Origin of the sequence: Micromonospora sagamiensis (assembly GCF_014680085.1) — a bacterium.
In the GTDB taxonomy this organism is placed as follows: Bacteria; Actinomycetota; Actinomycetes; order Mycobacteriales; family Micromonosporaceae; genus Micromonospora; species Micromonospora inyonensis.
Genome location: NZ_AP023438.1, coordinates 5793738 through 5819117, shown reverse-complemented (window position 1 = coordinate 5819117; position 25380 = coordinate 5793738). Strand labels below are relative to the sequence as shown.

Sequence of the window (25380 nt, the reverse complement as noted above, 5' to 3'; positions counted from 1 at the left end):
CACCTGCCTCGATCCGGGGGTCGGTCATGTCAGGAGATTCCAAACTCTTTGCTGATGAAGTCGAAGATCTCGTCGTCGCTGGCCGACTCGAGGTCGGGCCGGTCCTCCTCGGCGGCGGGGCCGTCGGCCAGGCCGGTCGCCTTGGCCAGCAGGTCCCGCATCCGGGCGGTGAACCGCTCCCGGGTCACCGGATCGAGCGGGATGGTGGTGAGCAGGCTCTCCACGGTGTCGATGCCCTGGAAGAGGGGCTGGGTGGAGGGGGCCTCCCCGGCGGTGATCTCGCTGGCCAGCTTCTCGGCGAGCGCGGTCGGCGTCGGGTAGTCGAAGACCAGCGTGGCGGGCAGCCGGAGACCGGACAGGCTGTTCAACCGGTTACGGAGGTCGACCGCGGTGAGCGAGTCGAAGCCGAGTTCGGTGAAGAGCCGGCCCGGGTCGATCGCGTCGGCCCCCGCGTGGCCGAGGACGGCGGCGATGTTCGCCCGGACCACGTCGAGCACCACCTTGCGCCGTTCCGGCTCGGCCAGGCCGGCCAGGCGCTGCCCGAGCGGCACGCCCCCGGGACCGGCACCGGTGCCGTCGACGGAACGCCGCAGCGGCACCCGGACCAGGGCACGGAGCATCGGGGCGAGCGCCCCGGACTCCGCCTGCCCGCGCAGCGTCCCGACGTCGAGCCGCATCGGTACGACGGCGGCCGCGTCCAGCCGCCAGGCGGCGTCGAAGAGGTGCAGCGCCTGCTCGGTGGGGAGCCCGGCCGCCCCCTGTTCGGCCATCCGCCGCACGTCGGCGTCACCGAGGTGGCCGGTCATGCCGCTGGCCTGCTCCCACAGGCCCCAGGCCAGGGAGATGCCGGCCAGTCCCCGGGCCCGCCGGTGCGCGGCGAGCGCGTCGAGGAAGGCGTTCGCGGCGGCGTAGTTGGACTGCCCGGCGCTGCCCAGCGTGGCCGCCGCCGAGGAGAAGAGCACGAAGGCGGCGAGGTCGCGGTCGGCGGTGAGCCGGTGCAGGTGCCACGCCGCGTCGATCTTCGGTACGGCCACCGCGTCGAGGCGTTCGGGCGTCATCGACTCGAACACCCCGTCGTCGAGGACACCGGCCGCGTGGACCACCGCGGTGAGCGGGTGCGCGGCGGGGATCGCGGCGAGCAGCGCGGTCAGGGCGTCGGGGTCGGCGGCGTCGCAGGCGGCGACGGTCACCTCCGTACCGTGGGCGGCCAGTTCGGCGACCAGGTCGTCGATCCCCTCGGCGGCCGGACCGCGCCGTCCGGCGAGCAGCAGGTGCCGGACGCGGTGCGTGGTGGCGAGGTGCCGGGCCAGGAGGCGACCCAGCACGCCGGTACCGCCGGTGACGAGCACCGTGCCGTCCGGGTCGACGCCGCCGGGCAGCAGTTCCACGCCGGCCGGCACCCGTCCGAGCCGGGGGACGCGCACCTGGCCGGCCCGGACCGCGACCTGCGGCTCGCCGCACCCGATCGCGGCGGCCAGCACGGCGGTGCTGGCCGGGTCCTCGTCGAGGTCGACCAGTTGCAGCCGACCCGGGTGTTCCAGTTGGGCGGCGCGCAGTAGACCCCAGACCGGCGCCTGGCGCAGGTTCACCACGGGCTGTTCACCCGTTGCGACGGCGTCGCGGGTGACCAGCACCAGCCGGGTGTCGGCGAACCGGTCGTCGGCGAGCCAGGCCCGTACCGCGCCGAGCACGCGGTGGGTGGTGGCACGCGCCTGCGCGGCGAGTGCCGGATCCGTGTCGTTCCCGTCACCGCCGACCGGGACGATCACCGCCCCGGGGGCCGGCTCACCCCCGGCGAGCAGCTCGGCGAGGGTGTCCGGGTCGAGGTCGGCGCGAACGCGGACGCCCGCCGACTCGCAGGCGGCGCTGAGCGCCAGGTCGTCGCCGACCACCACCCAGCCGGTGGCAGCGGGCACCGGACCGGCGGGCACGGGCAGCGCCGGCCAGTCGACCTGGAACAGCGACTCGTGACGGCCGGAGCGGGCGGCTCCGAGGGCGTCACCGGTGACCCGTCGCATGATCAGCGACTCGGCGTGCAGTACCGGCACGCCGGTGGCGTCGGCCACCTGGAAGGAGACCCCGACCTCACCGGCCGAGGCGACCCGGACCCGCAGGGCGGTGGCCCCGGCGGCGAGCAGGGTGACACCGGTCCAGGCGAACGGCAGCCGGGGGGCGTCGGGGTCGGCGCCGTCACCCATCCGGGCGAGGAAGCCGCCGATGGACATGGCCTGCAACGCGCCGTCCAGCAGCGCCGGGTGGACCCCGAACCGGCCGGCCTCGGCGTGGTGGTCGGCGGGCAGCTCGACCTCGGCGAAGACCTCGTCGCCGCGCACCCAGGCGGCGCGCAGGCCCCGGAAGACCGGGCCGTAACCGAAGACGGTCGCCTCGATACCGGAGTAGAAGTCGGCGGAGTCGACGGCGGTCGCGCCGGGCGGCGGCCAGACCCCGAGGTCGAACGCGGGCTGCTCGGCCGGACGGGCCGCGAGCAGGCCGGTGGCGTGGCAGGTCCACGCCACGTCGGCGAGGATCTCGTCGGAACCGTCCCGGTACGGGCGGGAGTGGAACTGCACCGTACGCCGGCCGTCCGCGTCCCGGTCACCGACGGTGAGCTGCACCTGGAGGGAGCCGAGGTCGGGCAGGACGAGCGGGGCGAGCAGGGTCAGTTCCTCCACCACGGGCGTGCCGGCCTGTTCACCGGCGTAGGCGGCCAGTTCCACGAAGGCGGTGCCGGGCAGCAGGATCGCGTTCATCACCCGGTGCTCGCCGAGCCACGGGTGGGTACGCACCGACAGGCGGCCGGTGAACACCATCCGCTCGCTGTCCGGGAAGGTCACCGTGGCGCTGAGCAGCGGGTGACCGGCCTCCTGGAGTCCGGCGGAGGCGACGTCCCCGGCGGGTCCGACGGGCAGGTCGACCCAGTAGCGCTGGTGGTCGAAGGCGTAGGTCGGCAGGTCGACGATCGCCGTCTCCGCCAGCACCCGCCGCAAATCGACCGACAGACCGATCGCGTACGCGGTCGCGAGACTGGTCAACAGACGGGTCGGATCATCCTCACCCCGCCGCAACGTCCCCAACGTGTGCCCGGAGACACCCGCGTCGTCCAGGATCCCGGTCACCGGCATCGTCAACACCGGATGCGGCGAGATCTCCACGAACGTCGTATGACCAGCAGCCACCGCCACCCGGACCGCCGGATCGAACAACACCGTCCGCCGCAGGTTCTCGTACCAGTACTCCGCACCCATCGACTCCGGGACCACCCACTCCCCGGTCAGCGTGGACACCAGACGAACCCTGCCACTACGCGGCTCGACGTCCGCCAGATCGACACGCAGCTGCTCCGCGACCTCCTGCACCGCCGGCGAATGCGACGCATAGTCCACCGGAATCAACCGGGCACGCACACCGTCGGCCTGACACGCGGCCACCAGATCCGCCACCGGCCGCGGCGGACCCGACACCACCACCGTCTGCGGACCGTTCACCGCCGCCACCCCGACACCCGGGAACACCGGCAGACGCTCCGCCACCGCCTCGGCAGACAGGTCCACCGACGCCATCGCACCGGTCCCCCGAAGAACCGCCAGCGCACGCGACCGCAGAGCAACCGTCTTCGCCGCATCCTCCAGGGACAGGATCCCCGCGACACACGCCGCACCGATCTCACCCTGCGAATGACCAACCACCACCGCAGGCGTCACACCCACGTGCTCCCACACCGCCGCCAGAGCAATCCCGACCGCCCACAGCACCGGCTGGACGACCTCCACCCGCTCCAACCACGACTCGTCATCACCCGTCAACACCGAGACGAGATCCACGTCCAGGTGAGGCGCGAGCGCCCGCTGACACTCCGCCAGGCGGGCGTCGAACACCGGCACCCGACCCACCAGACCCGCCGCCATCCGCACCGACTGCGCACCCTGACCCGGGAACACGAACACCGGACCAGCAGACGAACCCGCCAGACCCGTCACGACATTCCCCGCCGGCACACCCTCGACCAGGGCATCCAGCCCGGCGAGCAACTCCTCGACGTCCGCGCCGACGACAGCGGCCCGCTGGTCGAGGAGAGCGCGGGTGGCGGTCAGGGACCAGCCGACCGCAGCCGGGTCCACGTCACCGTGCGCACGGACGTGCTCGGCGAGCCGGGCGGCCTGACCGGCCAGGGAGGTCTTGGTGCGGGCGGAGAGCGGCCAGACGGTCACGCCCGCGGCCGGCGCCAGGCCCGGTGCCGGGTCGTGGGACTCGACCGTCTCGTCGGACTCGTCCGCCTGCTCGATGATCACGTGCGCGTTGGTGCCGGAAATGCCGAACGACGACACCGCCGCCCGACGCGGACGATCCACCACCGGCCACGGACGCGCCCGCGTCACCAACTCCACCGCACCAGCCGACCAGTCGATGTGCGGCGACGGCTCGTCCACATGCAACGACGCCGGCACCAGCCCGTGCCGCATCGCCTGCACCACCTTGATCACACCAGCCACACCGGCAGCCGCCTGCGCGTGCCCGATGTTCGACTTGATCGAGCCGAGCAGCAACGGCCGATCCCCCGGCCGGTCCTGCCCGTACGTGGCCAGCAGGGCCTGCGCCTCGATCGGGTCACCCAGGGTCGTACCCGTACCGTGCGCCTCGATCAGATCCACGTCGGCGGTGGAGAGCCGGGCCGACGTGAGGGCCTGCCGGATCACCCGCTGCTGCGACGGGCCGTTCGGGGCGGTGAGACCGTTCGACGCGCCGTCCTGGTTGATCGCCGACCCCCGCACCACGGCGAAGACGCGGTGGCCCTTGCGACGCGCGTCGGAGAGCCGTTCGACCAGCAGCAGGCCGACACCCTCGGACCAGCCGGTGCCGTCCGCCGAGGCGGCGAACGACTTGCACCGCCCGTCGGCGGCCAGACCCCGCTGCCGGGAGAACTCGACGAACGCGGTCGGCGTGGTCATCACCATCACGCCACCGGCGAGCGCCATGTCGCACTCGCCGCTGCGCAGCGCCTGGCCGGCCCAGTGCAGGGCGACCAGGGAGGACGAGCAGGCGGTGTCCAGCGAGACCGCCGGCCCCTCCAGCCCGAACGTGTAGGCGACCCGGCCGGAGATGACGCTGCTGGTGAGCCCGGTCAGCGCGTACCCCTCGGTGCCCTCCCCCGCGTACGCGACCAGGTTGCTGTAGTCCTGGCCGCTGGTGCCGACGAAGACACCGGTGCTGCTGCCCCGGACGGTGGCCGGGTCGATGCCGGCGGACTCGAAGGTCTCCCAGGTGGTCTCCAGCAGCAGTCGCTGCTGCGGGTCCATGGCCAGGGCCTCGCGGGGCGAGATGCCGAAGAACGCCGAGTCGAACTGGTCGACGTCGGTGAGGAAGCCACCGCCCCGGGTGTAGAAGGTGCCGGAGGCGTCCGGGTCGGGGTTGTAGAGCGAGTCGAGGTCCCAGCCCCGGTCGGTGGGCAGGTCGGAGATGGCGTCGACGCCGTCGGCGACGAGCCGCCACAGGTCCTCCGGGGACCGCACTCCGCCGGGCAGCCGGCAGGCCATGCCGATGATCGCCAGTGGCTCGTCGTCGCCCACCGGCACGACCGTGGTCGCCGGCCGGACCGGTACCGGCGTACCGGCGATCTCGGTGCCGAGGTGGACGGCCAGGTCGTAGGGGCTGGGGTAGTCGAAGACCAGGGTGGCCGGCAGGCGCATGCCGAAGGCGTTGTTGAGCCGGTTGCGCATCTCGACGGCGGTGAGCGAGTCGAAGCCGAACTCGTTGAACGCCCGGCGCGGTTCGATGGCGGCCGGGTCGGGGTAGCCGAGCACGGCGGCGGCCTGGCCCCGGACGATCTCGACGAGCGCGTTGACCCGGTCGTCGTCGCCGAGTGCGGCGAGCTGCTGCACCAGGGACGCGCCGGTGGTGGCCGCCGCGCTGCGGGGCAGCCGGATCAGGGCCCGGTACAGCGGCGGGATGCTGCCGGCGAACTGCGCCTTCATCGCGGCCAGGTCGAGGCGGGCGGGGACGAGCGCCGCGTCGGAGGTCCGGCAGGCGGCGTCGAAGAGGGCCAGGCCCTCCTCGGCCTCCATCGCGGCGACGCCGGAGCGGGAGATCCGGTTGAGGTGGACGTCGTCCAGCTCGGTGGTCATGCCGCTGCGGTCGGCCCAGAGACCCCAGGCGAGGGTGAGCGCGGCGCGGCCGTGTGCCTTGCGGTGGTGGGCGAGGCCGTCGAGGAAGGCGTTGGCGGCGGCGTAGTTGCCCTGGCCGGGTCCACCGGCGGTGGCCGCGAGCGACGAGTACGAGACGAACGCCTTCAGGTCCAGGTCGGCGGTCAGCTCGTGCAGGTTCCAGGCGGCGTCGACCTTCGGCCGCAGGACGCCGTCCATCCGCTCCGGGGTGAGCGAGGAGATGACGCCGTCGTCACGGACACCGGCGGCGTGGATGACGGCGGTGAGCGGGTGCTCCGCCGGGATGCCGGCGAGCAGCTCCGCGACGGCCTCCCGGTCGGCGACGTCGCAGGCGGCGACGGTGACCGTGGCGCCGAGCGCCTCCAGGTCGGCGCAGAGCTCGGCGACGCCGCTGGCGGACCGGCCGCGCCGGCTGGTGAGGATCAGGTGCCGGACGCCGTGGACGGTCACCAGGTGCCGGCTCATCAGCTGGCCGAGGGTGCCGGTCGCTCCGGTGATCAGGACGGTCCCGTCGCCGTCGAACGGTGCGACGAGCGGTTCGGCCGGGGCCGGCACGCGGGTGAGCCGGGCCCCGGCGGCGGCGCCGGAGCGGATCACGACCTGCGGTTCGTCGGTGTCGGCGAGCGCCACGAGGGTGGCGGCGGCACCGGCCGGGTCGTCCACGTCGACGAGGACGAACCGGTCCGGGTTCTCCGACTGCGCGGAGCGGACCAGACCGATGATCGCCGCGCCGGCCAGGTCGGTCAGGTCGCCGTCGGGTGTGGTGGCGACCGCACCCCGGGTCAGCACGACCAGCCGGGACGCGGCGAGCCGGTCGTCGGCGAGGAACTGCTGGAGCACGGCGAGCGCCCGGTGGGTCGCCTCGGCGACCGCGCGCGGCACGTCCGTGCCGGCGGGCGGGGCGAGGAACGGCACGACCAGCACCTCGGGGGCGTCCGACTCGTCGTCCATGGCGTCGCGCAGGGCGGCCATGTCGGGGTACGCCGCCACGGCGGTACCGGTGGCGGCGACGGCCCCGGCGAGGTCGGGGTCGCCGACGACCGCCCACGCGGCGGTGGACGGCCCGGCGGGTGCGGCCAGCGGGGTCCAGTCGATCCGGTACAGCGACTCGGCCCCACCGCCACCGGCGGTGCGGAGCTGGTCGGCCGAGACCGGTCGCAGGACGAGGGAGCCGACGGAGATGATCGGGGTGCCGGTGACGTCGGCCAGCAGCAGGGAGATGCTGTCGGTGCCGGTGTGCGTGACACGGACCCGGGCCGCCGCCGCGCCGGCGGCGTGCAGGGCGACGTCGTTCCAGGAGAACGGCAGCCGGCCGTAGCCGGGCGGGATGTTCGCCCCGGCGGGGGCACCGCCGGGCGGGGTGAGGCCGAGGGTGTGCAGCGCCGCGTCGAGCAGCGCCGGGTGCAGGCCGTAGGCGCCGGCCTCGGCGGCGGGCGTCTCCGGCAGCGCCAGCTCGGCGAAGAGGTCGTCACCGCGCCGCCAGGCGGAACGCAGCGCGATGAAGGAGGGACCGTAGTCGTAGCCCTGGGCGGCGAGGTTCAGGTACAGGTCGTCGGTGGCCACCTCGGTGGCACCGGCGGGCGGCCAGGCGGTCAGGTCGGACCAGCCGGTGGGGCCGCTGGGCGCGGCCGGCCCGCTGGCCAGTACGCCGCTGGCGTTGCGGGTCCAGACGCGCTCGCCGGGGGCACCGTCGGCGGGCTCGCCGTCCGGGGCGGAGTGCAGCGACACGGACCGGCAGCCGGTCTCGTCGGCCGGGCCGATCCACAGCTGGATGTCGACCCCGCCGGTCTCCGGCAGGATCAGCGGCGACTCCAGGGTGAGTTCCCGGACGTGGTCCGCGCCGACGTGCGCGCCGGCCTGGAGGGCGAGTTCGACGAAGCCGGTGCCGGGCAGCAGCACGGTGTCGAAGACGACGTGGTCGCTGATCCACGGGTGGGTACGCCGGGCCAGCCGGCCGGTGAACAGGAAGCCCTCGGCGTGGGCGACCCCGACGGCGGCGCCGAGCAGGGGGTGCCGGGCGGGGCGCAGGCCGACCGCGGTGACGTCCCCGGTCCACCCGGCACCGGCCTCCGGCCAGTAGCGCTGCCGCTGGAAGGCGTACGTCGGCAGGTCGACGCGGGTGGCACCGGTGTCGGCGAACCAGGACTGCCAGGTGACCGGAACACCGTGGATGTGCAGCTCGGCCAGCGCCGCCACCAACGCGTGGCCCTCGGGCCGGTCCTTGCGCTGGACGGCAACGGCGAGCACGCTCTCGTCACCGGGCAGGATGTCGGCGGCCATCGCGGTCAGCACACTCTGCGGGCCGACCTCCAGGAACGCACCGACCCCGGCGGCCCGCAGGGCGGTGACCCCGTCGGCGTAGCGGACCGCCTCCCGCACGTGCCGCACCCAGTAGTCGACAGTCCGGATCTCGTCGGCGTCGGCGAGCGCACCGGTCACGTTCGACACCACCGGCAACACCGGGGCGGCGAAGGTCAGCCCGGCCAGGACGGTGCGGAACTCGGCGAGCATCGGCTCCATCAACGGGCTGTGGAACGCGTGGCTGACCGCCAGCCGGCGGGTGCGCGCGCCCCGGTCCCGCCAGGTCCGCTCCACCTCGTCCAGTGCCTCGACCGCCCCGGACACCACCACGGACGTCGGCCCGTTCACGGCGGCGATGCCCAGCCGGCCGGTCAGCCCGTCCAGGGTGGCCAGCACGTCCGCCTCGGACGCGTTGACGGCGAGCATCCCGCCGCCGGCCGGCAACGCCTGCATCAACCGACCCCGCGCCGCGACCAGCGCACACGCATCCGCCAGGGACAGCACCCCGGCCACGTACGCGGCGGTGACCTCACCGATCGAGTGACCACCCACGAAGTCCGGCACCACGCCGAACGACTCCACCAGGCGGAACAACGCCACCTCGACCGCGAACAAACCGGCCTGCGTGAACACCGTCTGGTCCAGCAGCCCCGCCTCCGGCGTACCCGCCTCGGCGAACAACACCTCCCGCAGCGGACGCGGCAACAGCGGGTCGAGGTGACCGCACACCTCGTCCAACGCGGACGCGAACACCGGGAACGTCGCGGACAACTCCCGACCCATGCCGACGCGCTGGGCGCCCTGACCGGAGAAGAGCACCGCGAGCGGACCCCGGTCCCCGACCTGACCAGCGACCACCGCGCCGGACGGCTCCCCCGCCGCCAGGGCGCGCAACCCGGCCAGCAGGTCGTCCCGGCTGGTGGCGGCGACCACGGCCCGGTGGTCCAGGGCGGACCGGGAGGTCGCGGACGAGTAGGCCACGTCGAGGGGGCGCAGCGCCGGGTCGGCGGCCACCCGGGCGGCCCAGTTGCCCGCCTGGGCGGCGAGCGCGGCGGCGTCACGGGCCGACACCGTCACCGGCACGACCGGTCGCTCCACCGTCGGCGCGGCGTCGACCTCGGCAGGGACGGGAGCCTGCTCCAGGATGGTGTGCGCGTTGGTGCCGGACACCCCGAACGACGACACCGCCGAGCGGCGGGGGCGGTCCACCGCCGGCCACGGCGTCGCCTCGGTGACCAGCTCGACGGCACCGGCGGACCAGTCGACCTGCGGGGTGGGCTCGTCGACGTGCAGGGTGGGCGGCACGACGCCGTGCCGCATCGCCATCACCATCTTGATCACCCCGGCGATGCCGGCGGCGGCCTGCGCGTGCCCGATGTTCGACTTGACCGAGCCGAGCAGCAGCGGCTCCGCGCCGCCCCGGTCCTGCCCGTACGTGGCGAGCAGTGCCTGCGCCTCGATCGGGTCGCCGAGCCGGGTGCCCGTGCCGTGCGCCTCCACCACGTCGACGCCGCCCGCGGCGAGGCCGGCGTTGGCGAGGGCCTGCTGGATGACGCGCTGCTGGGAGGGCCCGTTCGGGGCGCTCAGCCCGTTGGACGCGCCGTCCTGGTTGACCGCGCTGCCCCGGACGACGGCGAGGATCGGGTGGCCGTTGCGCTGGGCGTCGGAGAGCCGCTCCAGCAGCAGGACGCCGACGCCCTCGGACCAGCCGGTCCCGTCGGCGGCGGCGGCGAACGCCTTGCACCGGCCGTCCGCGGCGAGGCCGCGCTGGCGGGAGAACTCGACGAACGCGGCCGGGGTGCACATGGCGGTGACCCCGGCGACCAGGGCCAGGGTGCACTCCTGCTGGCGCAGCGCCTGGGCCGCGAGGTGCAGGGCGACCAGCGAGGACGAGCAGGCGGTGTCGATGGTGACGGCCGGGCCTTCCAGGCCGAACGTGTAGGCGATCCGGCCGGAGACGACGCTGCCGGCGTTGCCGGTCATCAGGTGCCCTTCGAGGCCCTGCGCGGCGCCCATCAGCACGCTGCCGTAGTCCTGGCCGGTGCTGCCGGCGAAGACACCGGTCCGGCTGCCCTTCAGCGAGTGCGGGTCGATCCCGGCCCGTTCCAGCACCTCCCAGGAGGTCTCCAGCAGCCACCGCTGCTGCGGGTCCATGGCCAGGGCCTCGCGGGGGGAGATGGCGAAGAAACCCGGGTCGAAGTCGGCCAGGTCGTGGACGAAGCCACCCTGCGCCGTGTACGTCGTACCGGGCCCACCCTGCTCCTGGTCGCCGTCGTACAGGGACGCGAGATCCCAGCCCCGGTCGGAGGGGAAGTCGGAGATCACGTCCCGTCCGGACGCGACCACCTCCCACAGGTCCTCCGGCGACCGTACCCCGCCCGGGAAGCGGCAGCTCATGGAGACGATGGCGACCGGTTCCTGCTCGCCGGCCTCCACCTCGCGCAGACGCTGCCGCACCTGGTGCAGGTCGGCGGTGACCCGCTTGAGGTAGTCGAGAAGCTTCGCCTCGTTAGCCATGGACCGCCCACTCCTTGTGTTGAGCCGTGCACGCAGCGATCACGTCAGGACACCCCCAGCTCCCGGTCGATGAAGTCGAAGACCTCGTCGGGCGTGGCGTCCTGGAGCTTCTCGGCGACGGTGTCCGCGCCGCCCGCCGGGGCGTCGGCCTCGTTGAGGGAGGCCAGCAGCGCCCGCAGTCGCTCCGTGATCCGTTTCCGGGCGCTGCGGTCCGGTGCCGAGCCGGCCAGCGCCGCTTCCAACTTGTCCAGCTCCCCGAAGACCGGTGCGACGCCGACCACGCCGCCGTCGACGATCGCCGCCCGGACGTACTCGGCGAGGGCGGCGGCGGTCGGGTAGTCGAAGACGACCGTGGCGGGCAGCCGTACGCCCGTCGCCGCGGTCAGCCGGTTGCGCAGCTCCACCGCGGTGAGCGAGTCGAAGCCGAGTTCCCGGAACGCCCGGTCCGGCTCGACGGCGTCCGCCGAGGCGTGCCCGAGCACCGCGGCGGCCTGGCCGCGCACCAGGTCGAGGAGCGTCTTGCGCCGCTCGGCGTCGGTCTGCCCGGCGAGAAGGGCGGCGAGGGACTCCGCCGACGACCCGGCGTCCTCGGCCCGCTCGGCGGCGGCCCGCTGCGCCTCGGCGACGCCGGTGAGCAGCGGGCTGGGCCGCACGGCGACGAACCCCGGCACGTACAACGCCCAGTCGATGCCGGCCACCAGCGTCGCCGGCTCACCGCCCGCCACACACCGGGTGAGCGCGGCGAACGCCGTCGCGGTGTCGAGGCGGGCGACGCCGGTGCGGCGGCGGCGCTCCTCCACGGCCTGGTCGGCGGCGGCCATCCCGCCGGCGGCCCAGGGGCCCCAGGCGATCGAGGTGGCCGCCAGGCCCTGCCGGTGCCGCTGCTCGGCGAGCGCGTCGAGGTACGCGTTGGCGGCGGCGTAGCTGCCCTGCCCGGCGGCGCCGAGCTGGCCGACCATCGCGGAGAACAGCACGAACACGCGCAGCGGCAGGTCGGCGGTCAGCTCGTGCAGGTGCAGCGCGCCGAGCACCTTGGGCCGCAGGACGGCGGCGATCCGGTCGGCGGTGAGACCGTCGAGGACGCCGTCGTCGAGGACCCCGGCCGCGTGCACCACCCCGGTCAGGGGCGCGTCGGCGGGCACCTCGGCGAGCAGCTTCGCCAGCGCGGCGCGGTCGGCCACGTCGCAGGCGGCGACCGTCACCCGCGTGCCGGCGTCGGTCAACTCCCGGACGAGGTCGGCCGCGCCGGGGGCGTCCGGCCCCTGGCGGCTGGCCAGCAGCAGGTGCCCGGCGCCCCGGGCGGCCAGCCAGCGGGCCACCTCCGCGCCGAGCGCGCCGGTGCCGCCGGTGACCAGCGTCGTGCCGGAGTGGTCGGGTTCCTCGGGGACGGCGGTGCCGCCGGGCGCCCGCACCAGCCGGCGGACCAGGATCGTGGTGCCGTCGACCGCGAGCTGGTCCTCACCGTCGAGCCCGGCCAGGGCGGCGCAGAGCAGGTCCCAGCCGTGGTCGTCGAGGGTGGCCGGCACGTCCACCAGCCCGCCCCAGCGCTCCGGGTGTTCCAGGGCGACGACCCGGCCGAGACCCCAGAGCAGCGACTGCTCCGGCCGGGCCGGGGTCGCGCCCCGGGTGGTGCCGGCGGCCCCCCGGGTGACACACCACAGCGGGGCGGCCACGTCGAGGTCGCCGAGGGCCTGCACCAGGGCGAGGGACCGGGTCAGGAAGGGCGGCACCGGCTGGGTGTCGTCGACCGGGGCGTCGGCGAGGGCGAGCAGGGACAGCACGCCGTCCACCGGCGCGCGTCCGCCGTCGTCGGTACGGGTCGCGGCGGCCAGGTGCCCGGCGACGGCCGCCCGGTCGGTCAGCTCCTCGGGCAGCAGCACGAGCCGGGCGTCGGCGCCCCGCTGGGTCAGCTCGGCCACGGCCGCCTCGCCCTCGGTCGCGCGGTGCTCGTCCGCGACGACCCACCAGGCGCCGGGGAGGAAGCTGACCGGCGTGCCCGGGTACGGCTGCCAGACGCTGCGGTACCGCAGGTCGTCCAGCGTGGACCTCTCCCGCTGCTGGCGTCGCCAGGAGGCGAGCAGGGGCAGGGCGGCGCCCAGCCGGTCCCGCGAGTCGGCGGCGTCCTGCGCGGTGAGTTCCGCGAGCGCCGCCAGGTCCTCCCGCTCGACGGCCGCCCAGAACGCGGAGTCGACGTCGCTCGACGCCGAATCCGTCCCGCTCTGCCCCTCGGCCCGGGTCGGCCAGAACCGGGCCCGGTCGAAGGCGTACGTGGGCAGCACGACCGTCGGCGTCCTGGCGAGCACCTTCGTCAGGTCGACGGGCAGACCGATGGCGTGCGCGGTGGCCAGGTTGGTCAGCAGGCGGGTGGGGTCGTCGTCGCCCCGGCGCAGGCTGCCCAGCGTGTGCCCGGTGGTGCCGGTGTCGTCGAGGATCGCGGTGACCGGCATGGTCAGCACCGGGTGCGGGGAGATCTCGACGAACGTGGTGTGCCCGGCGTCGATCGCGGCGCGCACGGCGGTGTCGAACAGCACCGTCTGACGCAGGTTGTCGTACCAGTAGCCGGCGTCCATGCTCTCCGGCTCCACCCAGTCCCCGGTCAGGGTCGACACGAGGCGGGTGTGCCCGGCCTGCGGGCGCACGTCGGCCAGGTCGGTGCGGAGCTGCTCGGCGACCTCCTGGACCGCCGGCGAGTGCGACGCGTAGTCCACCGGGATCAGCCGGGCGCGGACGCCGTCGGCCTGGCAGGTTTCCACCAGGTCGGCCACCGGCTGCGGCGGCCCGGAGACGACCACGGTCGACGGACCGTTGACGGCCGCCACCCCGACACCGGGGAACGCCGGCAGCCGCTCGGCGACGGCTTCGGCGGACAGGTCGACCGACGCCATCGCCCCGGTGCCCCGCAGCACCGCCAGGGCCCGCGACCGCAACGCGACCGTCTTCGCCGCGTCGTCGAGGCGGAGGATGCCCGCGACGCAGGCCGCGCCGATCTCGCCCTGCGAGTGGCCGATCACCGCCTGCGGGACCACCCCCGCGTGCCGCCACACCTCCGCCAGGGCGACACCCACCGCCCACAGCACCGGCTGCACGACCTCCACCCGGTCCAGCCACGACTCGTCGTCCCCGGTCAGCACCGCCACCAGGTCCACGTCGAGGTGGGGGGCCAGCGCCCGCTGGCACTCGGCGAGGCGGGCGTCGAACACCGGCGTACGACCCACCAGGCCGGCGGCCATCCGCGCCGACTGCGCACCCTGCCCCGGGAACACGAACACCGCACCGGCACCGTGACCCGAGACCGTGCCGGTCACCGCGTTACCGGCCGGCGAGCCGGTGGCCAGGGCGTCCAGCCCGGCGAGCAGTTCCTCGGCGTTCGCGCCGACCACGGCGGCGCGCTGGTCGAAGACGGCACGGGTCGTGGCCAGGGACCAGCCGACCGTCGCCGGGTCGAGCCCGTCGTGCTCGCGGACGTGCCGCGCCAACCGAGACGCCTGACCCGCCAGGGCCGCCTTCGACCGCGCCGACACCGACCACACCAGCACGTCCGAGTCCACCAGCCCCGGTGTGACGTCCACCGGCGGCTCGGCCTCGTCGGCCTGCTCGATGATCACGTGGGCGTTGGTGCCGGAGATCCCGAACGACGACACCGCCGCCCGGCGCGGCCGGTCCACCACCGGCCACGGCGTCGCCTCGGTCACCAACTCCACCGCACCGGCCGACCAGTCGATGTGCGGCGACGGGGCGTCCACGTGCAACGTCGCCGGGACGACACCCTCCCGCATGGCGAGGACCATCTTGATCACACCCGCCACACCGGCCGCAGCCTGCGTGTGCCCGATGTTCGACTTCACCGACCCCAACAACAGCGGCACGTCCCGGCCCTGACCGTAGGTCGCCAGCAACGCCTGCGCCTCGATCGGGTCACCCAGGGTGGTGCCGGTGCCGTGCGCCTCCACCACGTCCACGTCGGCCGTGGACAGCCGGGCACTGGCCAGCGCCTGCCGGATCACCCGCTGCTGCGACGGGCCGTTCGGCGCGGTCAACCCGTTCGACGCGCCGTCCTGGTTCACCGCCGAACCGCGCACCACCGCCAGCACCTGGTGGCCGTTGCGCCGCGCGTCCGACAACCTCTCCACCAGCAGCATGCCGACGCCCTCGCCCCAGCCGGTGCCGTCGGCCGCCGCGGCGAACGCCTTGCAGCGCCCGTCGGCCGCCAGCCCGCGCTGCCGGGAGAACTCCACGAACAGGCCCGGCGTCGCCATCACCGTCACACCGCCGGCCAGGGCGAGATCACACTCGCCCCGCCGCAACGCCTCCGTCGCCAGATGCAACGCGACGAGGGACGACGAACACGCCGTGTCCACCGACACCGCAGGCCCCTCCAACCCCAACGCGTACGCCACCCGACCCGACAACACACTCGCGGCGTTCCCCGTCGCCCCGAACCCCTCCACGTCATCCGCGGACATCACCAACAGGGCCCCATAGTCCTGACCATTCGTGCCCACGAACACCCCTGTTCGCGAACCCCGCAAGGCCCCCGGGTCAACCCCTGCCCGCTCGATCGCCTCCCAGGAGGTCTCCAGCAACAGGCGCTGCTGCGGATCCATCGCCAGCGACTCACGCGGCGAGATCCCGAAGAAACCGGGATCGAAGTCCGCGACGTCGTACAGGAACGCGCCGCTGCGGACGTAGGAGGTGCCGGTGGAATAGGGGTCGGGGTCGTACAGCCGGTCGACGTCCCAGCCCCGGTCGCCGGGCAGGTCGGAGACGGCGTCACGGCCGGCGTGCAGCATCTGCCAGAACCGCTCGGGGTCGCCCGCGCCGCCGGGGAACCGGCAGGACATGGCGACGATGGCGACGGGCTCGTCGTCGGCCAGGGTCACGGGGGCGGCGGCGACCGGCGTCTCGGCCCCGCCACCCAGTTCCTCGTGCAGGTGCCGGGCGAGCACGGTCGGGGTCGGGTAGTCGAAGACCAGGGTCACCGGCAGCCGCAGCCCGGTGGCGGTGGCGAGCCGGTTGCGCAGCTCCACGGCGGTCACCGAGTCGAAGCCGAGGTCCCGGAAGGCGTGGTGCGGGTCGACGGCCTGGCCGCCGGCGTACTTGAGGACCGTGGCCGCCTGGTCACGGACCAGGTCGAGCAACGCCTGCTGACGCTCGGCGGCGCCCAGCCGGGCGAGGGCGGCGGCGGGGCCGGCCTCCTCGGCTTCCTTCGCCTCGGCGAGGCCCTTGGTGGCGGCGAGCGCCTGCGCCTCGGGGATCTCGGCGATCAGCGGCCCGGGCCGGGTCGCGGTGAACGCCACGTAGAACCGGTCCCAGGCGATGTTCGAGATGGTCAGGAACGTCTCGTCGTGCTCGACGGCCTGGTGCAGCGCGGCGACGGCGAGCCTCGGGTTCATCTCGGGGGCACCGTGGCGGTGCAACATCCGACCGAATTCGCCCTCGGCCATGCCGCCACCGCCCCAGGCGCCCCAGGCGATCGACGTGGCGGGGAGTCCGAGGCCGCGCCGGTGCTCGGCGAGGGCGTTGAGGAACGCGTTGCCGGGGGCGTAGTTGCCGACCCCGGAGCTGCCGACGGTGCCGGCCATGGCGGAGAACAGGATGAACGCGTCGAGGTCCCGGTCGCGGGTCAGTTCGTGCAGGTTGACCGCCGCGGTGACCTTGGCACCGAGCGCGTGGTCGACCTGGTCCAGGGTGAGCGAGCTGATCACGACGTCGTCGAGCACGGCGGCGGTGTGGACCACGGTGGTCAGCGGGTGCTCGGCCGGCAGGTCGTCGATGACGGCGGCGAGGGCCGCCCGGTCGGCGGCGTCGCAGGCGGCGACGGTGACCTGGGCGCCGAGGCCGACCAGCTCGGCCTCCAGCTCGGCGATGCCCTCGGCCTGCCGGCCACGGCGGCTGAGCAGCACCAGGTGGGACGCGCCGTTGGTGGCGAGCCAGCGGGCCACGTGCCCGCCGAGGGCACCGGTGCCGCCGGTGACCAGGGCGGTGCCGCTCGGCCGCCAGGTGCGGGCGGCCGGGGTGTCGCCCAGCGGGGCACGCAGCAGCCGACGGCCGAACGCGCCGACCCGCCGCAGCGCCACCTGGTCCTCCCCGTCGCTGCCGGCGAGGACGCGGACGAGCCGCCGGCCGGCGGCGTCGTCCCGCTCGTCGGGCAGGTCGAGCAGGCCGCCCCAACGGTCGGGGTGTTCGAGGGCGGCGACCCGACCGAAGCCCCAGGCGAGCTGCTGCACGGGGTGCGGCAGCGGGTCGCCGGGGTCGGTGGAGACGGCGCCCCGGGTGAGGCACCACAGCGGCGCACGGACGCCGGCGTCGCCGAGGGCCTGGGTCAGCGTGACGGTGCCGGCGAAGCCGACGGGCACCGACGGGTGGTCGGGGGCCGGGTTCTCGTCGAGCGCGAGCAGGGAGACGATCCCGGCGACGGGTCCGGCGGCGACCAGGTCGCGGACCCGGGCCGCGAGGGCGGCGCGGTCGGTCCGCTCGGCCGCCAGTTCCACGGGTACGACCGTCGCGCCGTGCCGGACGAGTGCGTCCCGGCAGAACGCGGCCTGGTCGGCGGCGGTGTCGTCGGGGCCGGTGACGAGCCACCAGGTGCCGGTGACGGCCGGCTCGTCACCGTCGGCGACGGGCAGCCAGGCGTCGCGGTACCGCCACGAGTCGACGGTGGCCTGGTCACGGTGCCGGCGCCGCCAGGCGGCGAGCACGGGCAGCACGTCGGCGAAGGCCGCCTCGGGCACCGCGTCGGTGGCGTCGGCGAGTTCGGCGGTGAGCGCGGTCAGGTCCTCCGCCTCGACGGCGGCCCAGAACCGGGCGTCGACCTCGTCGTCCGCCACCGGTCCGGCGACCGGGCCGGCGGGGCCCGCCACGGCGGAGGGTTGCGGCCAGTAGTGCTGCCGTTGGAACGGGTACGTGGGCAGGTCGACGAGACGTCCGGACCGGCCGGTGAACGCCGGCCGCCAGTCCACCGGCGCACCCCCGGTGTAGACCTCCGCGAGCGCACGGTGGAACCGGTCGAGACCACCCTCACCCCGACGCAGACTGCCCGTGACGGTGACCATGGCGGGGTCGGCCGCGACCAGCTCCACGCTCTCCTGCACCGCCATCGTGAGCACCGGATGCGCACTGACCTCGATGATCGTCGAATAGCCAGCCGCGACCAGACCCCGCACCGCCTCGTCGAACCGCACCGTCTGCCGCAGATTGCGATACCAGTAATCCGCGTCGAGACCGGCGGTGTCCCGCCACTCCCCCACCACCGTCGACCAGAACCGCACCTCGCCGGTGCGCGGACGCAGCCCGGCCAACAGCTCCAGCAACTGCTCGCGCAGCGGCTCGACGTGCGCCGAGTGGGAGGCGTAGTCCACCGGCACCCGCCGGACCCGAACCTCCCGGGACTCGTAGAGGGCCACCAACTCGTCCAGGGCAGCCACGTCACCGGAGACGACGACGGAGGTGGGTCCGTTCACGGCAGCCAACGCCACCCGGCCGTCCCACCGGGCGATCGTCGCGGTCGCCTCCTCGGCGGTCGTCGCGACCGACACCATCCCACCGTCGCCGGCCATCCCCGCGATGACCCGACTCCGCAGCGCCACCACCGCCGCCGCGTCCTCCAGGCTCAACGCCCCCGCCACGCACGCGGCAGCGATCTCGCCCTGCGAATGCCCCACCACCGCCGACGGACGGACCCCGTACGACTCCCAGAGCGCCGCCAACGACACACCCACCGCGAACAGGGCCGGCTGGACCACGTCCACCCGCTCCAGCGACGGCGCGTCCGGCGCACCCCGTACGACGTCGAGCAGCGACCAGTCCACGTACGGGCGCAACGCCTCCGCACAGGCGGCCAACCGCTCGGCGAACACCGGAGCCGTGTCCAACAGCTCCGCCGCCATACCCACCCACTGCGAACCCTGACCGGGGAAGACAAACGCCATTTCGCCCGGCGCCGCCGCCACACCGGTGACCGCCTCCGCCACCGGACGGCCGTCAGCGAACGCGTCCAACGCCGCGGTCAGCCCGTCCCGGTCGGCGGCGAAGACCACCGCCCGGTGATCGAGGGACGACCGACTGGCGACAAGCGACCAGGCGACGTCGCCGAGCGCCGCGTCCGGCACCTCCTCCAGGTGGTCCCGCAGGTCGCGCGCGCGGTCGGCGAGGGCGTCGGCGGTACGTCCGGAGAGCACCCAGGGCAGCTCGCCGGCCGGTCCGTCGGCCGCCGGTTGCGGCGTGGGCTCCTCGACGGGTGCCGATTCGAGGATGGTGTGCACGTTGGTGCCGCTGATCCCGAACGAGGACACCCCGACGCGTCGTACGCCGTCGACGGGCTCCCAGGGCCGGGCCTCGGTGAGCAGCTCGACGCGGCCGGCGGACCAGTCGACGTGCGGGGTGGGCTCGTCGACGTGCAGGGTGGGCGGCAGGACGCCGTGCCGCATGGCCAGGACCATCTTGATGATCCCGGCGACGCCGGCCGCGGCCTGGGTGTGACCGATGTTCGACTTGATCGAGCCCAACCAGAGCGGACGGTCGTCCGGGCGGTCCTGCCCGTACGTGGCGAGCAGCGCCTGCGCCTCGATCGGGTCACCCAGGGTGGTGCCCGTGCCGTGCGCCTCGACCGCGTCGACCTGCTCGGGGGTGAGCCGCGCGTTGGCCAGCGCCTGCCGGATGACGCGCTGCTGGGCGGGGCCGCTCGGGGCGGTGAGCCCGTTACTGGCGCCGTCCTGGTTGACGGCGCTGCCCCGCACGATCGCGAGGACCGGGTTGCCGTCGCGGCGGGCGTCGGAGAGCCGCTGGAGCACCAGCAGGCCGACGCCCTCGCCCCAGCCGGTGCCGTCCGCCGCACCGGCGAACGGCTTGCACCGCCCGTCGGCGGCGAGGCCGCGCTGCCGGGAGAAGCCGACGAAGATGCCGGGGGTGGCCATGACGGTGGCCCCGCCGGCCAGGGCCAGGTCGCACTCCCCCGCCTGGAGGGCCTGCGCGGCGAGGTGCAGCGCGACCAGCGACGACGAGCAGGCCGTGTCGACGGTGACGGCCGGGCCGTGCAGCCCGAACGTGTACGACAGCCGCCCGGCGAGGACGCTGGCCGAGACGCCGGTGGCGAGGTAGTTCTCGTCGACGTCCCCGGCGGCCATCAGCAGCGAGCCGTAGTCCTGCCCGTTGGTGCCGACGTACACGCCGGTGCGGCTGCCGCGCAGCGCGGTCGGGTCGATCCGGGCCCGCTCGAACGCCTCCCAGGTGGTCTCCAGCAGCAGCCGCTGCTGCGGGTCCATGGCCACGGCCTCGCGGGGGCTGATGCCGAAGAAGACGGGGTCGAACTCGCCCGCCCCGGCGACGAAGCCGCCCTCCCGGACGTAGCTGGTGCCGAGGTGCTCGGGGTCGGGGTGGTACAGCTCGGCGAGGTTCCAGCCACGCTCGCCGGGCATCAGGGTCATCGCGTCGGTGCCGGCGGCGACGAGGTCCCACAGCTGCTCGGGTGACGACACGCCGCCGGGGAAGCGGCAGCTCATCGCCACGATCGCGATCGGCTCCCGGTGCAGGCCGGCACCGTCGGCGACCACCTCGCTCAGGGTGTGACCGGCGGTCAGGCCGTGCAGGTGGGCGGCGAGTTCGGCGACCGTAGGATGGTCGAAGACGAGGGTGGCGGGCAGGGTCATGCCCGTCTCGGCGGTCAGCCGGTTGCGCAGCTCGACGGCGGTGAGCGAGTCGAAGCCGAGGTCGCGGAACGTGCGGTCGGGCAGCGGCTGGCCGGCCGGGTAGCCGAGCACGGCGGCGGCCTGGGTGCGGACCAGTTCGGTGAGCTGCGGCAGGGACCGGCCGACGACCACGGCGCGGACCGGCCCGGCCTGCCCGACGGGCACGCCCGGCAGGCCGGCGATCAGCGGGGTCGGCCCGCCCCAGGCGGCGGCGAGGCGCCCCCAGTCGACGTCGGCGACGGTGACCGCCGGGTCGTCGGCGTTGACCAGCCGGCCGAGCGCGGTGACCGCCTCGGCGGCGGGCAGCGGGTTGATGCCGCCCCGGGTGAGCCGGGCGGTCAGCGCGGCGGTCGCCGCCGCCATGCCGTCGGAGGCCCAGGCCCCCCAGCCGATGGCGGTGGCGGGCAGCCCCTGACCGCGCCGCCACGCGGCGAACGCGTCGAGGTAGGCGTTGGCCGCCGCGTAGTTGCCCTGCCCGGCGCTGCCGACGACACCGGCGAGGGAGGAGAAGAGCACGAACGCGTCGAGGCTCCGCCCGGCGGTGGCCTCGTGCAGCACCCGCGCGGCGCGGACCTTGCCGTCGAGGACGGCCTGCATCCGGGCCGGGTCGAGGCCGTCGAGGACGCCGTCGTCGACCACCCCGGCGGTGTGCACGACGGCGGTCAGGGCGGGCAGGCCGGCGACGAGGGCGGTCACGGCGTCGACGTCGGTGACGTCGCAGGCGACCACCCGGGCCGCGCCGAGCCCGGTCAGCTCGTCGAGGAGTTCGGCCGTGCCGGGGGCGTCCGGACCACGGCGGGAGGCGAGCACCACCTCGGCGGCGCCGTTGGCCAGCAGCCACCGGGCCACCTGGCGGCCCAGCGCGCCGGTCCCGCCGGTGACGAGCACGGTGCCGGAGGGCCGCCAGGCCGCTCCGGTGGGCGGGATGGCGGGGACGAGCCGCCGTCCGAACACGCCCTGCGGACGGATCGCCACCTGGTCGTGGCCGGCGTCGGCGAGGACGGCGAGCAGCGCCTCCCCGACGGCACGGTCGAGGTGACCGGGCCGGTTCGACCCGGTGGCGGGCCGGTCGGATCCGGTGGCGGGCAGGCCGGGCCCGGTGGCGGGCCGGTCGTATCCGGTGGCAGGCCGGCCGGGCCCGGTGGCGGGCAGGTCGATCAGGCCGGCCCAGCGGTCCGGCTGTTCCAGGGCGACGACGCGGCCGAGGCCCCAGGCCGCCGCCGCGTACGGGTCGGCGACGGTCTCGCCGCCGCCGACGGCCACGGCACCCCGGGTGAGGCACCACAGCCGGCCGGGCAGACCGGTGTCGGCGAGGGCCTGGACGAGGGTGAGCAGCAGAGCCGTCCCGGTGGGTACGGCGGGCGCGTCGGGCAGCGGCTCGTCCCGCTCGGGCAGCAGGCAGAGCACGCCGGCCCAGCCCTGCTCCCCGCGTTCGCGCAGCAGTCCACCCAGCGCCTCGCGTCCCACCCCGGCCGCAACCTGAAGGACGTCGACGTCCCCTCCGCCTCGCCGGAGGACGTCGACAACCCCGCCCCACTCTCCGCGATCTTGGACTTCTGGCTGCGGCGAAAGCCACATACCACCTGAATCCGGCGCCACAACTCCATGATCGGCGCGGAGGGTGGGGGTGGGGGTGGGGGTGACGAGGAGCCAGCGGGTGGGGAGGGCCGGGGCGGGGGCGGGGCGGATCGGGTCCCACGTGATCCGGTACGACCAGGCGTCCACCACGGCCTCGCGCAGGCGGGCCCGGCGCCACGAGGACAGCACCGGTACGGCCGGGGCGAGGGCCGCCACGGCGTCCGGGTCGTCCTGCACGGCCAGGTGGGACGCCACGGCGGGCAGGTCGCCGCGTTCGACGGCGGCCCAGAAGTCGCCCTCGGCACCGTCGGCGTGTGCGGCGGACGGGGCGGCGGCCGTGCCGTCGACCTCGGGCCAGTAGCGCTGGTGCTGGAAGGCGTACGTCGGCAGGTCGACCCGGGTGGCACCGGTGTCGGCGAACCAGGACTGCCAGGTGACCGGAACACCGTGGACGTGCAACTCGGCCAGCGCCGCCACCAACGCGTGAGCCTCGGGCCGGTCCTTGCGCTGGACGGCAACGGCGAGCACGCTCCCGTCACCGGGCAGGATGTCGCCGGCCATCGCCGTCAGCACGCTCTGCGGACCGACCTCCAGGAACGTGTCCACCCCGGCAGCCCGCAGGGCGGTGACCCCGTCGGCGTACCGGACCGCCTCCCGCACGTGCCGCACCCAGTAGTCGACAGTCCGGATCTCATCGGCGTCGGCGAGCGCACCGGTCACGTTCGACACCACCGGCAACACCGGGGCGGCGAAGGTCAGCCGGCCGAGGACCGCCCGGAACTTCGCCAGCATCGGCTCCATCAACGGGCTGTGGAACGCATGGCTGACGGTGAGCCGGCGCGTACGCGCGCCCCGGTCCCGCCAGGTCCGCTCCACCTCGTCCAGTGCCTCGACCGCCCCGGACACCACCACGGACGTCGGCCCGTTCACGGCGGCGATGCCCAGCCGGCCGGTCAGCCCGTCCAGGGTGGCCAGCACGTCGGCCTCGGGCGCGTTGACGGCGAGCATCCCGCCGCCGGCCGGCAACGCCTGCATCAACCGGCCCCGCGCCGCGACCAGCGCACACGCGTGCTCCAGCGACAGCACCCCGGCCACGTACGCGGCCGTGACCTCACCGATCGAGTGACCACCCACGAAGTCCGGCACCACACCGAACGACTCCACCAGGCGGAACAACGCCACCTCGACCGCGAACAAACCGGCCTGCGTGAACACCGTCTGGTCCAGCAGCTCCGTTTCCGGCGTCCCCGCCTCGGCGAACAGCACCGCCTTCAACGGCTTCGGCAGCGCCCGGTCCAGGTGGCCGCACACCTCGTCCAACACGGACGCGAACACCGGGAACGCGGCGTACAGCTCCCGGCCCATCCCGGCGCGCTGCGCGCCCTGGCCGGAGAAGAGCACCGCGAGCTGGCCGTGGGCGGAACCCGTACCGGCGAGGACGTTGCCGGCCGGCGAGCCGGCGGCCAGGGCGCGCAGCCCGGCCAGCAGGTCGTCGCGGTCGGTGGCCGCGACCACCGCACGGTGGTCCAGCACGGAGCGGGAGACCACCGACGAGTAGGCGACGTCGAGCGGCCGGGCGTCGCGGTCGGCGTCAACGAGCCAGGCGGCCCAGCGGCCGGCCTGGGCGGCGACGGCGGCGGCGGAGCGGGCGGAGAGCAGGACCGGGACGACCGGCCGGTCGACGGCGGGGGCCGCCTCGTCCGGGGCGGCCTCCGGCACGGGGGCCTGCTCGATGATGGCGTGTGCGTTGGTGCCGGACACCCCGAACGACGACACCGCCGCCCGGCGCGGCCGGTCCACCGCCGGCCACGCAGTGGCCTCGGTGGCGAGCGCGACCGCCCCGGCCGTCCAGTCGACGTGCGGGGACGGCTCGGTCACGTGCAGGGTCGGCGGGACGACGCCGTGCTGGATGGCCAGCACCATCTTGATCACGCCGGCGACACCGGCGGCGGCCTGGGTGTGACCGATGTTGGACTTGATGGAGCCCAGCAGCAGCGGGGCGGCCTCGCCCCGGTCCTGCCCGTACGTGGCGAGCAGGGCCTGCGCCTCGATCGGGTCGCCGAGCCGGGTGCCGGTGGCGTGCGCCTCCACGGCGTCCACGTCGGCGGGGCCGAGCCGGGCGTTGGCGAGGGCCTGCCGGATGACCCGCACCTGGGAGGGGCCGTGCGGGGCGCTCAGCCCGTTGGACGCGCCGTCCTGGTTGACCGCGCTGCCCCGGATCACGGCGAGGACCGGGTAGCCGAGACGTTGCGCGTCGGAGAGGCGGGCGAGCAGCAGCATGCCGGCGCCCTCGGACCAGGAGGTGCCGTCCGCTCCGGCGGCGAACGCCTTGCACCGGCCGTCGGGGGCCAGGCCGCGTTGCCGGGAGAAGCCGACGAAGACCGCCGGGGTGGGCATGACCGTCACACCGCCGGCGAGGGCCAGCTCGCAGTCGCCGTTGCGCAGCCCCTGGGCGGCCAGGTGGATCGCCACGAGGGAGGCCGAGCAGGCGGTGTCGATGGTGACCGCCGGCCCCTCCAGGCCGAGGGTGTACGCCACCCGGCCGGAGACGACGCTGGTGGCGTTGCCGGTGAGCATGTGTCCCTCACCGTTCTCGCCCTGGGCGACCACTGCCTCGTAGCCGTGCGTGGCCGCCCCGACGAAGACCCCGGTACGGCTGCCCCGCACGGTCGGCAGCGGCAGCCCGGCCCGCTCGAACGCCTCCCAGGACGCCTCCAGCAGCAGGCGCTGCTGCGGGTCCATGGCCAGGGCCTCGCGGGGGCTGATGCCGAACAGGTCGGCGTCGAAGTCCGCGGCGTCGTAGACGAAGCCGCCCTCGGAGACGTAGCTGGTGCCGGGGTGGTCGGGGTCGGGGTGGAAGAGCCGGTCGAGGTCCCAGCCCCGGTCGGCGGGGAACGGGCCGATCCCGTCGCCGCCGTCGCGGACGAGCTGCCAGAGCGCCTCGGGGCTGTCGACACCGCCCGGGAAGCGGCAGCTCATCGCCACGATGGCGATGGGCTCGGACTCCCGGGCCTCCAGCTCCCGCAGCCGCCGCCGGGTACGCCGCAGCTCCGAGGTCGTACGCTTCAGGTACTCGACGTACTTCTCGTCCTCGTTGCTCACCGTGGACCCACCTCACTCGGCATGCCGTGGTCGTTGCGGCT

2 protein-coding genes are annotated in these 25380 nt (G+C 74.9%); both read right to left on the bottom strand.

The window, feature by feature from the left end:
• Window positions 1-29: 29 nt before the first annotated feature.
• A complete protein-coding gene (locus IGA62_RS25095; protein ID WP_145818577.1) occupies window positions 30-10976 on the bottom strand; it encodes a type I polyketide synthase in 10947 nt (3648 codons plus the stop codon).
• Between the two features lie 44 nt (window positions 10977-11020).
• The gene (locus IGA62_RS25090) at window positions 11021-25339 is read right to left on the bottom strand and encodes a type I polyketide synthase (protein WP_145818578.1); all 14319 of its coding nucleotides are present in this window, start codon (window positions 25337-25339) and stop codon (window positions 11021-11023) included.
• Between the last annotated feature and the right edge of the window lie 41 nt (window positions 25340-25380).